This is a genomic window from Sediminihaliea albiluteola (assembly GCF_014077625.1).
Classification (GTDB): Bacteria; Pseudomonadota; Gammaproteobacteria; order Pseudomonadales; family Halieaceae; genus Sediminihaliea; species Sediminihaliea albiluteola.
Genome location: NZ_JACFXU010000013.1, coordinates 348,319 through 359,020, shown reverse-complemented (window position 1 = coordinate 359,020; position 10,702 = coordinate 348,319). Strand labels below are relative to the sequence as shown.

The 10,702-nt window shown below is 53.7% G+C and carries 10 protein-coding genes; 3 read left to right on the top strand and 7 right to left on the bottom strand.

The window, feature by feature from the left end:
- Positions 1–5: 5 nt before the first annotated feature.
- From H2508_RS02675 to H2508_RS02660, 4 genes are all read right to left on the bottom strand, one after another.
- Positions 6–1,529, bottom strand: a complete 1,524-nt coding sequence (locus H2508_RS02675) for an acetyl-CoA acetyltransferase (protein WP_182168844.1) — start codon at positions 1,527–1,529, stop codon at positions 6–8.
- A gap of 40 nt (positions 1,530–1,569) precedes the next feature.
- Positions 1,570–3,474 (bottom strand): aminotransferase class I/II-fold pyridoxal phosphate-dependent enzyme, encoded by a 1,905-nt coding sequence (locus H2508_RS02670; protein WP_235964749.1) that lies wholly within the window; start codon positions 3,472–3,474, stop codon positions 1,570–1,572.
- 84 nt (positions 3,475–3,558) lie between these two features.
- Complete coding sequence (locus H2508_RS02665; protein ID WP_182168843.1) at positions 3,559–4,311, bottom strand: lysophospholipid acyltransferase family protein; 753 nt, start codon at positions 4,309–4,311, stop codon at positions 3,559–3,561.
- Positions 4,308–5,381, bottom strand: a complete 1,074-nt coding sequence (locus H2508_RS02660; protein ID WP_182168842.1) for an alpha/beta hydrolase — start codon at positions 5,379–5,381, stop codon at positions 4,308–4,310. Before H2508_RS02660 ends, H2508_RS02665 begins: the two co-directional genes overlap by 4 nt.
- A gap of 165 nt (positions 5,382–5,546) precedes the next feature.
- On the opposite strand from H2508_RS02660, the gene H2508_RS02655 reads away from it, so the two are divergent.
- The 3 genes from H2508_RS02655 (at position 5,547) to H2508_RS02645 (ending at position 7,915) form a co-directional block, all read left to right on the top strand.
- A complete protein-coding gene (locus H2508_RS02655; RefSeq protein WP_328799295.1) occupies positions 5,547–5,885 on the top strand; it encodes a hypothetical protein in 339 nt (112 codons plus the stop codon).
- 170 nt (positions 5,886–6,055) lie between these two features.
- Positions 6,056–7,207 carry an epoxide hydrolase family protein gene (locus H2508_RS02650; RefSeq protein WP_328799294.1) on the top strand — a complete coding sequence of 384 codons (1,152 nt, stop codon included), beginning with the start codon at positions 6,056–6,058 and terminating at the stop codon, positions 7,205–7,207.
- Between the two features lie 30 nt (positions 7,208–7,237).
- The gene (locus H2508_RS02645; protein ID WP_182168840.1) at positions 7,238–7,915 is read left to right on the top strand and encodes a PaaI family thioesterase; all 678 of its coding nucleotides are present in this window, start codon (positions 7,238–7,240) and stop codon (positions 7,913–7,915) included.
- Between the two features lie 47 nt (positions 7,916–7,962).
- Here the strand turns inward: H2508_RS02645 and H2508_RS02640 are convergent, their stop codons facing one another.
- The 3 genes from H2508_RS02640 to H2508_RS02630 all read right to left on the bottom strand — a co-directional run bounded on the left by H2508_RS02640 (position 7,963) and on the right by H2508_RS02630 (position 10,692).
- The gene (locus H2508_RS02640) at positions 7,963–9,081 is read right to left on the bottom strand and encodes an acyl-CoA dehydrogenase family protein (protein ID WP_182168839.1); all 1,119 of its coding nucleotides are present in this window, start codon (positions 9,079–9,081) and stop codon (positions 7,963–7,965) included.
- A 24-nt stretch (positions 9,082–9,105) separates the two neighbouring features.
- On the bottom strand, positions 9,106–10,341 hold the full coding sequence (locus tag H2508_RS02635; protein ID WP_182168838.1) for an acyl-CoA dehydrogenase family protein: 1,236 nt from the start codon (positions 10,339–10,341) through the stop codon (positions 9,106–9,108).
- 120 nt (positions 10,342–10,461) lie between these two features.
- Positions 10,462–10,692 carry a SlyX family protein gene (locus H2508_RS02630; RefSeq protein ID WP_182168837.1) on the bottom strand — a complete coding sequence of 77 codons (231 nt, stop codon included), beginning with the start codon at positions 10,690–10,692 and terminating at the stop codon, positions 10,462–10,464.
- Positions 10,693–10,702: the final 10 nt, after the last annotated feature.

Genomic DNA, 10,702 nt, shown 5'->3' with positions numbered 1-10,702 from the left:
GCTAATTAGTCAGCGCTCAGTGGCTGAAAGTGATTCACCGGGCTACCGGCGGTGACGATGCCACGCGTGCCGACCAGCTCTCGCTTGAGCATCTCCTGGAGCAACTCAGTATCCGCGGCTGTGTGGGCGACAAAACGGCGGCCATCGCGCAATCGTCCAATCACAATACCGCGCACTGGCAAGCCCTTATCATAAGCGGCAGTGAAGGCCTCAACCACCGCTTCACCCTCAGGTTGCGATGCCACTTCCACAGGAACTATACGATCAAGAGCTGGCTGTGGATCTACCCGTTGTTCAGCGGACCAAGGCTCAGGACCAGGCTCCACTGAATAGACCCCAATAGCGTGCTTAGTGAGATAATAGCCGTTGGCAGTGACCATGCCGTGACGGCCGCGACCAGCCCGCAACTGCCGCACCATTTCAACAATGCCGTGTAGGCTGTAGTTATTACCTGGCCCACCAAAAAGTGTCAGCCCTCCGGTTAGTGTAACCCCGCGCGGGTCATCGATAGCAATGCCAATGGCATCACAGGCCACTTGCACTGCAGAGGGGAAACAACTGTAAATATCAAATAGATCAAGCTCCTCAACAGCCAAAGCGGCTTGTCTCAGCGCCTCCTTAGCTGCTGCCTCTATCGCCGGCGATTGATGCAGCGTCGGCCGCTCAGTGAGATGCCAGATTTCACTGGCATCTGCCGCCCCTCTCAGATAAACCATCTGCTTTGGATCGACCCCCAGCTCACGACAGTGACCGGCAGTTGTCATTAGCACTGCCGCAGCCATATCGACTTTTAAGATGGCATTCATGACCCGGGTATAGGGGTGATAAATCATGCGGTTGCCATTGGCCGTACTGATTGCCTCATCAGCTGTCCAGCGCTGCTGGCGCCAGGCGTAGGGATTATTCGCTGCCACCTCACTCATGCGGCTAATGAGTGCCCCAAGCTGGGCTTTGTGCTCGGCCTCAGTCCAGCCATTAGCATGACGCAAGGCACTTTCAAACAGTGGATAAGACAGGATGGGTTCAAAGAGCCCATGAGCTTCTTCGATATCGCTAACCCCAGCCCGATCTTCACTGAGCATGACTGCCGCATCCCTGCCCTGCTCCTGCCAAGCTGAAATATCACTGCCATTTTGTAAGGCCGTAGTCAGACTAGCAATCATTTCAGCACCGGCCAGCAGCACCGCTTTACTCGCTCCCGTAGCCAGCGCATCGGCACAGTATGTCAGCAGTTGCTGCGGTGTATTGCCGCCAACATGGGTGCTAACACACTGCGCCTGGATAGCCATGCGGTCACACAGAGCTGAGCCTATATTGCGTGGCAACAATTCAGCCAATCCCGGAAGCTGGTCAGCCAACAGCGGCACGGTGGCGACCATATCAATGGAGTCGAGCACTTTGTCACTGCCACAATCGGCAACAGCGGAGCGGGCCATTTGCTCCATGACATCAAGTGGTGAGCGCAAAGTATCTGCTTCGCGCCAGGTCTGCTGGGCCACACCAATGAGTACGGGTCGATTATCCGTCATGCTAACTTCCATTTATTTATTATCTAATGAGTCTTAAAGCTTATTCTTCTACCACCCTCAGGCAAGGTTTTTCCCGACGCTCTAGTAAACCGTGCAACTCGATACCGTTGTTGCTGCGGTATTGCGCCAACAGAAAACTGGCGATTTCCGCAGTAATCACCTGGCCTGGGTTCAGCACTGGGATACCCGGCGGATAGGGCACCACCTGCTCGCTACTCACTCGTCCTATTAGCTGTCGATTAATACCGCCAGCTTCCTCTGCCAACATGACAACTTTTGAAGGACTAAAATAGGCTGTGCGCGGCAATAGAGCAAAATCACTTAGGGGCGGTAATTCCACAATTAAGGGTTCTGTGTCATCACTTTCACCACGCCCTACCCTAGTGGCTATTTTTTGTAAGGCATTAATCAGGCGCAACACTTTGCTCTGGGTGGCCCCCAATGTCACCAGTACGGTCAGTGTATTGTGGGTAACCTTTTCAATTTGTATGCCAAAATCTTCGTAGAGCTGCAACTGAACTTGACGTGCACTCATGCCCGAAGCCGAGGTATCAATACTCAGCTTTAAGGGATCCAGACTAATGCCATCATCACGCAGCTCTAGTGGCAAAATATCTTCTAAGTCCAGCACTCTAAACACGCCGCTGCGCTTAATGCCTTCCCGTAAACGCGCGGCAATTCTCAAACAGCGCGACATCTGGGAATAACCTTCTAAGCTGGCCTGCTTACGCGCCACATCCAAACTGGCAATCATGGCGTACTGCGGGCTGGTGGAGGTGTGCATATTTAAGTTTTCACGGAAGCGGTGCTCATCAAAATCAGGGTCCGCCACATGAATCATGCTGGCCTGCGAGAAAGCAGAGAGCATTTTATGGGTACTCTGAGTGACATAGTCTGCGCCACTGTCGATCGCGTTGGGGCGAAACGCCGGATGACAGCGGCCGTGAGCGTACCAAGCCTCATCAATCAACACTTTGATACCCAGCTCATGGGCCCGGCTAATAATGGGCTTTAAGTTGTAGCGAAAGCCATCGTAGGTGCAGGAGGTGAGAACCAGCAGCTTGGCCTCTGGGTGAGTATCCATGGCCTTAAAGACGCGCTCGGCCGGCACAGGGCCATAAAATCCGTACTGTGTTTTTACCGAGGCCTGGAGGTAGACCGGCTCAGCGCCAAATAAAATAACCGCATGGTGCACCGATTTATGGCAAGCCTGATCGAGAATCACTTTGCCACCGGCACCAAGCAGATGCTGGATAATGACTTTGTTGGCGGTCGAGGTGCCATTAGTGACAAAAAATGTATGCTTGGCCCCAAAGGTTTCCGCGGCCAAATCCTGGGCCTCTTGAATCACACTATGGGGCTCCAGCAAGGAGTCCAGTGTCTGCACCGATACCGATAAGTCGGTATTGAATATATGCTCACCCATCAGCTGATAAAAATCAGCAACCCATGGGCTGTCCCGCAAACTGTCACCCCCGGAGTGGCCGGGGGTATGCCAAGCGTCTTTAGCACTGTAGACATAGTCGCGCAGAGTATCGGCGAATGGGGTTCGGATACGCGCTTGTATCGCGTTGCGCACTTGCCGGAACAGTTGGCTGGGCTTACTGTCCTGTCGATCCAACAACTCCACAGCGATATCCGGCACCTGGCTGTCATCCTCGATCATTAGAAAACGATCGAGCTCTGGGCGAATCTGCTCTAGCTCACTGAGCAATTGCGGGGTATCGGCGATGGCTGGCGCGTCGATGACAATCGCCTGCAGATTGCCGTTATCACGGGCGATATCCAGCGTTGCAGTGCTGGAGTCTGCTGACAGAAACTGCAGGTCACAAGTACTGTCCTCACGGCTATCTTGTGCTGCAACGCGCATCAGCGCAGCAATTAAGCTTTGTCGAAAGTCTGTGTCGGCACTGACGACAACAACATCTACTGAATGTTTAGGCAAGAAGGCACTCCTGTGGCTAGCCTGAGAGACAAAGGTAACACTCTCTATCTCTGCAGGCACCCCAGCAACTTATAAATGCTGTCTTCAAGCAGCTTCGTTGTTGTATGCCTCTGGGTCTATGCGACGCATTTCAGTTTCTATCCACTGCTCGACCTCGTCCATCAGCTCGCCCGGCTCGCGCCCTACAGCAGAAATCGGCTTGCCAATTGAGACATCGATAACGCCCGGAATGAAGGAAAAAGAACGACGCGGCCAACAGCGAGCAGATGCCACAGCAATGGGAATCACACTAGCGCCAGTGTCCACTGCTAGGCGAGTGGCACCGGTTTTATAATGCCCCTTTTTGCCCCGCTCAGTCCGCGTACCCTCGGGGAACATAATGATCCACTTGCCCTTATCCATCAGTGCTCGGCCCTGACTGGCGACTTTAGCCCAAGCGGCAGATTTCTTACTGCGATCAATGTGAACCATGTCTAAGCGGCCCATACACCAGCCAAATATTGGGATGCTCAAAAGCTCTTTTTTAAAAACATAGGCCAGGGGATGGGGCGTTATGCTGGGAAAGAAAAAGGTCTCCCAAGTGGATTGGTGTTTGGGGCACAGAATCACCCGCTGCATATCCTCAGTGGATGGCAGGTTCTCCATACCCTCGACACGATAGCGCACCCCGCCTATCCAGCGCGCAGCCCCAATGACGCTCTTTAAGTAGGGCGCAGCAAACCACCACCAGAGATTGTCCTTAGAAACAAACAGGGATGCGATTAGCAGCGCAATACCGTAGGGAATAACGATAGCCACAATCCAAGTAAATACCAGTAAGGATCGAATAAACCTCATGCTACCGGACCTTCTTTGTTTGATTTTTGCACACGCTGTAAAAACTCCAGCAACTTGTCATAGGCCTCCTCTGCCTCTGGTAGCTCTGGGGTGAACATCTGCCACACGTGCACCATATGTGGCCAGGTCTGAAGCTCTACCGGGGAACCAGCTGCCTGTGCCTTAGCAACGTAACGACGTGAGTCATCGAGTAGCATCTCTGCCTCACTGGCTTGAATGAGAATTGGTGGTAAACCCGCCAAGTTGCCACGTATAGGAGACACGACGGGGTCAGCGGGGCGTATTCTAGTACTGAGCCAGGAAGCCCACCATAGCAGCGCCAGTGGAATTTTTGTTAAAAAGCCAAAGGCGGGGCCTAGCATGGGGTCCGTGGCAAGGTTGGTGGTGAGACTTGGCGATGTCATTGCACTATCGGTTGCAGGTGAAAAAGCTATCGCGGCATCGGCTTTACGCAAGCCTTCATCACGGGCCCAGGCCACTGTCACTAAAGTGAGGTTGCCACCGGCGGAGTCCCCTGCCACTACCAGATAATCAAGCGCTTCTTGGCCATCAGGGCCGTGCTCTAGAATCCAGCGGTAGGCCGCTTTACAGTCCTCCACACTGTCGCGCCGGCGATTCTCCGGCATGAGACGATAATCCAAAGAAAACACTGCACAGCCGGTATCCATGGACAGTTTATTGGTCAGAGCCCTATGGCTTTTGGGGCTGCCCGCCATCCAGGCCCCGCCGTGGATATAGAGCAATCGGCGACGCGGGTCAGCTCCTGGCGCCAACACCCACTCACCGCGGACCTCAGCCTTAGTCTCAGCTCGGAACTCGCTGACAAAGTCGCGGCCCTCACTCATACTGTCTAAGTAATCCCGTATTACCTTTAATCGCTGTTTGCCCCTATGCCGCTGTCCCTGCCGCGCAAAGTCTTCCATCGCAGCGACGACATCTAAGTGCGCTTCACTGGGACTAGTCTTTGATTGAGCTAGAGGGGGCTGATCGAACTCTGACAAGTTTTCCCCGCGCAGATAGATCAGGGTAAAGGCCACTAGGGCCACAATCGTGATGACAAGCCAGAACATGTGTTTTCTCCGCTAAGTAAGTGCTGCATTAAACCAGAATGGGAGCCTGACACAAAATAGCGACTGTAGACCGCGCGGCGCGCTAATACTGTCAATGTTCTCCAGCAGGGGTATACTCAGGGGTTTTAATCATAGGGACCAGCTGCTTATCCGGCGGCATTGACTGTGAAAAAACCGATATCAAAAGCGGAGTTACGCGCGGCTCTAGAAGACGCCATGCTGCGCTATTTAGATAAAGGTGGTGAAGTCGAAACCGTCCCTCGAGGTGTCAGCGGCGCTGACCCGCTCTCGCCCTCAGCCCACAGGAGTCGCAACTTATTCCTTGAGCCGCGCACTGAGCGCACCCCCGTACCCGAAGTGGTGGCTGCAATCGAGGCCCGCCGCCAAGCAATGCTTAAACGGAACAGCAAGGCCAAAGCCCCGGCAAAAACCCCCAAGCCTCGACGCAAAACTCTCTATGATGACTTTGGTGAGCCACTGCGCAGGGTGTGGAGCGATGACTAAAATTTAATATCTCTAGCACAGCATCTGGTACCGACAACTGCCATGATCAGACTCAGCAATTAAACCGTTGGCGCTCAAGCTGCCAGAGCATGGTCTGTGGCGTCTTGCAATAGGCGATGGCGCTGGCTACGGTGAGCTAAAGCCCGATTCGGGCCAACAGGAGTCCTAGCGTGAGTGATCTAATCCAGCCTTTTCGCATTGATATTCCCCAGCAGCAAATCGATGATCTGCATCAGCGCCTCGACCGATGTCGCTGGCCCGACAGTGAAACTGTCGACGACTGGAGTCAAGGCGCGCCCCTAGCTTATGTACGCGAGCTCAGCGAGTACTGGCGCCACCAGTATAACTGGCGCTCCAGCGAAGAACGCTTGAATCGCTGGCCGCAATTCATCACCACTATCGATGATATCGACATCCATTTTATTCATGCCCGCAGCCCGCACCCCGATGCTCTGCCAATCATCATTACCCATGGCTGGCCGGGCTCGGTAGTGGAGTTCTATAAAGTCATTGAGGCCCTCATTGATCCCACTAAGAACGGCGGCAAGGCCAGTGAGGCCTTCCATGTGGTTGCCCCCTCACTGCCCGGCTACGGCTTCAGCGCTAAGCCACGTACCGCTGGCACCAGTGTAGAACGTATTGGGCGTATGTGGGGCACTCTGATGCAGCGTCTAGGATATTCCCGCTACGTGGCCCAAGGCGGCGACTGGGGCAGTATGGTGACCCAAAGTATCGCGCAAACAGAAAGCAAGCACTGCGCGGCTATTCACCTCAACATGCCCATCGCAGCACCTGACCCTGAGAGCATGGATAAGTTAACGGAGCAGGAGCAAAAGTCCCTTGAGGACATGAACTTCTATCAACGCTGGGACTCTGCTTATGCAAAACAGCAGTCCACTCGGCCCCAGACCCTCGGCTACGGCCTAGCAGACTCACCGGTTGGCCAGCTGGCTTGGATTATAGAGAAGTTCTACGCCTGGACTGATTGTGAGCGCGATGGCCAGAAACATCCTGAGCATATCCTAAGCCGCGACGAGCTACTCGATAACGTCATGCTCTACTGGCTAAATAACTGCGCGGCCAGTTCTGCGCGACTTTACTGGGAGAGTTTCGCCTCGCCGAATATGGATACCATTGAAATGCCGGTGGCCTGCTCTATTTTTCCCAAAGAAATAATGCGCTGTAGCCGGCGCTGGGCTGAACAACGTTTCACCCAACTTATTTACTGGAACGAACTCTCCAAGGGCGGCCATTTTGCCGCCTTTGAGCAGCCCGAGCTCTTTGTAAACGAATTACGTAAAGCCTTTCAAAGCCTGCGCTGAACAAGAAGCGCTAACAAGGACAATAGAAGCATGCCTGACGATTCCCCTAGTACATTTAACCCTTTTGCCTCAGCGGAGATTACGCCGCCCGTCTCCAGCCACTGGGCCGCCAAGCGCGAATTAGCACAAGCTCTGCGCGAGCTGAGTAACACACTCGTCACCTCAGCCCCCAGTGAAGAGCTATTGAAGCAGGCCAGCGCCACCATCTCTGAACTTAACAAGGCCCTAGCAAATTCACCACGCTATTATGGCTCACAGGAATTTGCCAACACCCAAGAGCACGGGAGTCGCGGCGAGTTAAATTACGAACTGAACGCCATTGGTGGCCTAAGCAATCCACTGTCACCGGGGCTGAACATGTGGCTAGAGGGCAAGCTGGCCTTTGGCAAGGTGAAATGCGGCTATGCCTATGAAGGACCTCCAGGCTTCGTGCATGGAGGCTATGTGGCAGCCATCTTAGATCAGTTTTTGGGCATGGCCCAAATCGCTGGCGGTCAATCCGGCATGACTGGCACGCTGCATGTGCGCTACCTGCGCCCCACCCCCCTGAACACTGACCTAGACTTGCGTGGCAGCGTAGACCGAGTTGATGGGCGAAAGACCGTGGTCACTGCCGAGTTACTCGCCAACGGCGAAGTCACTGCTCGCAGTGAAGGCTTGTTCATTCGCCCCTCCAACACCTTGAAAGAGATGTTCGAAAAAGACTAAAACTTGATAGAACAGGCCGCTGCGAAATCTCGCAGCGGCCTGTTCACTTAAGCAAATACAATCTCGGCCATACGGGCCCGATGCCAGCTGGCATCACCCCACAGAGCCTGACTGTGTTTCTGGCGCTTAAAATACAAGTGAACAAAGCACTCCCAAGTAAAGCCAATACCGCCGTGATACTGCACTGAGCGACTGGAAGCAAAGCCCGCCAAGTCACTGGCTGATGCCAGTGCCATATGGGCGTACTTGGCCGCTGCAGCGGGCTCACAGTCATAGGCGCAGGCCGCGTTGTAAACCAGCGATTTAGCTTGGTCGGTTTTAAGCATCACATTGACCAAGGGGTGTTTAACTGCCTGGAAAAAGCCTAGCGGACGGTCGAACTGCTGCCGGGTGCTAACATACTCTACAGTGGTCTGTAGCTGCCACTCTGCTGCCCCGACAATATCTGCCGCAAGCAGCGTCCAAATAGCCGGAAACGCTTGAGTCAGTGCGGACAGCGCTTTGCCACTGATCTCCTGCGCCGCCACATTGTCAAAGCTAATATGGGCTTGGTCGCGCGTCAGGTCGACGATAGCGTCCTGCGTTAGGGTCACCCCTTCGCTATCAGCAGCTACCCAGTAGAGACCGTATCCGGAATCAGTCTGTGCTACGGCGAGCAAGTAATCGACTTTAGCGGCATCCTGTACAAACCAAGCGCTGCCATTTAATTTGCCGGCCTTGTAGCGCAGCTCTGTGTGTTCCAGCTCCCAGTCGCCGTGGCGATTAGTCATAGCCAGCGCTGCCGCTTTGCCCGCAATAATCTCTTGCAGAGCAGCATCAGCACCCTCACCGGCAGCAGCTAAAATATAGCTCACATTGAGCGTCCCCAGCAGTGGGCAGGGAAAAGCCGCGCGACCCAGCTCTTCAACTAATCCAGCAACTGCCACAAGGGGCATACCCAAACCGCCAGAGCGCTCAGGCACCGCCAACATGGTCCAGCCAAGCTCAACCATTTGTTGCCACAGATCAGCGCGCCACAGCACCTCTGGGGCTCGATCTGGATTGTGATCTGCTGCTACCAAACGGTGCAAACTCTCAACGGGCAGGTGCTCTGCAAAAAACTTTCGAGCGGAATCTTTAAGCAATGACGCTTCTTCACCGAAGCTGAAATCATTGGGTTGTTTCATTTCTTATTCTCCTATGGCTTCCGCTTATTTCGATTTCGGCATGCCTAGCACGCGCTCACCGAGAATATTACGCTGTACCTCGCTGGTTCCCGCAGCAATAGTCATACCGAAACTATTCATGTACGACAGCGGCCATTGACCACCTGCAGGGGCATTTTCGTCGGATAAGTACAGCGAGGAACCCGCCCCCGCAATTTCCATTGCCAACTCTGAAATCTGCTGGGCATTCTCACTGGCCAATAGCTTGTTTTGCAGGGCAAGGCGCATCGGATGATCAGTCAGGGCTTGGACTCGGTTGCGTCGTTGGTTTTGTTCAAAACCTTTCTCGTAGATCATTTGCTCCATAATTTTATCGCGCAGTAACGGATCGTCTGCCGCCACGCCCTCACCGCGGCGGGTATTGCGCGCTAAATCAATCAAAGTAGAAGTGCTGATCTGATGACTCGACTTACTGCGCATGCCACCTGAACGCGGCGACTGCAATTCCCCTGCCCCACGCTCGTGCAACAGGGTCGTCATGGCCACCTGCCAGCCTTTGCCCAACTCATCTAAGCGGTAGCTGTCATCCACCTCTAAGTCTTCAAAAATTACTTCGTTAAAGCCTGTTTCACCGGTGATTTTAATCAGTGGGCGCACCGTGACGCCTTTGCCTAGGGCCGAGCGTATCGGCACCACAAAGTACGATAAGCCATCATACTTATGGGACTTATCCGTACGCAGTAAAATAATCATCCACTCGGCAAAGTGCGCTAATGAGGTCCATACTTTATGGCCATTAATAAGCCATTTATCTCCCTTGCGCTCAGCGAAGGTTTGCACGCTGGCCAAGTCCGAGCCGGCACCGGGCTCACTAAAGCCCTGACACCAGATATCCTCTCCAGAAAACAAGCGTGGCAATAAGCGCTGCTTTAATTCATCTCGGGCGTGATAAAACACCGTGGGCGCGGCCATACCCAGACCAATGACGTTGGGTAAAAATGGGGTACGCGCAGCTATCATCTCCGCATTCGCCACACGCTGACAGTCCTTGCGACCACCTCCGCCGACTTCTTTGGGATAATCACAGCCAACCAAACCGGCCTCGTAAGCTGACTTTTGCCAAGCTTGAAGATACTCAAGCTGCGGCTCAGTCATAATTTCTAGAGCTGATTGGGGCAAGCGAACGGGAGGATCACTCGGTTTATTCTCAGCCAACCACTCTCGACAATATTGCCGAAACTCAGCCTGTTCAGCTGTATCATTTCGCGAAGACTCTGACATTGTGACTCCTTATTAGATTAATGTTTAACAGCCCAAGCTGTCGGTCTGCAAAGTCAATGTTGCGGGAAGCTATGGAGTTTGTACGATTGACCACAGCGCTGCAACTACAGCACTGCAAAACTAATAATGTGGCGGCCTTTCAAGGGCTGGAGCAGCCTCATCAGAACCTTGATCCAGTGCTGCTGCCTGTTCATCTTGGCGCTGCTTGAGCAACTCCAGTTGACGCCGCAAAGTCAGCAACTCACGCTGCTGCTGCGCTAGGGCATCATTAAGGGCAGCTATTGTATCGTCCTGAAAAGCAAGCTGGCTCTGCAGTTCGCTAAGTTGGTTCAGGATATCGACATCATCCATCGTGCACACT

Bases quoted from the DNA above. Each gene is read 5' to 3' on its own strand.
- H2508_RS02635 (WP_182168838.1), bottom strand. From the start codon at position 10,341: ATGTCAGAGTCTTCGCGAAATGATACAGCTGAACAGGCTGAGTTTCGG.
- H2508_RS02665 (WP_182168843.1), bottom strand. From the start codon at position 4,311: ATGAGGTTTATTCGATCCTTACTGGTATTTACTTGGATTGTGGCTATC.
- H2508_RS02630 (WP_182168837.1), bottom strand. From the start codon at position 10,692: ATGGATGATGTCGATATCCTGAACCAACTTAGCGAACTGCAGAGCCAG.
- H2508_RS02660 (WP_182168842.1), bottom strand. From the start codon at position 5,381: ATGTTCTGGCTTGTCATCACGATTGTGGCCCTAGTGGCCTTTACCCTG.
- H2508_RS02645 (WP_182168840.1), top strand. From the start codon at position 7,238: ATGCCTGACGATTCCCCTAGTACATTTAACCCTTTTGCCTCAGCGGAG.
- H2508_RS02640 (WP_182168839.1), bottom strand. From the start codon at position 9,081: ATGAAACAACCCAATGATTTCAGCTTCGGTGAAGAAGCGTCATTGCTT.
- H2508_RS02675 (WP_182168844.1), bottom strand. From the start codon at position 1,529: ATGACGGATAATCGACCCGTACTCATTGGTGTGGCCCAGCAGACCTGG.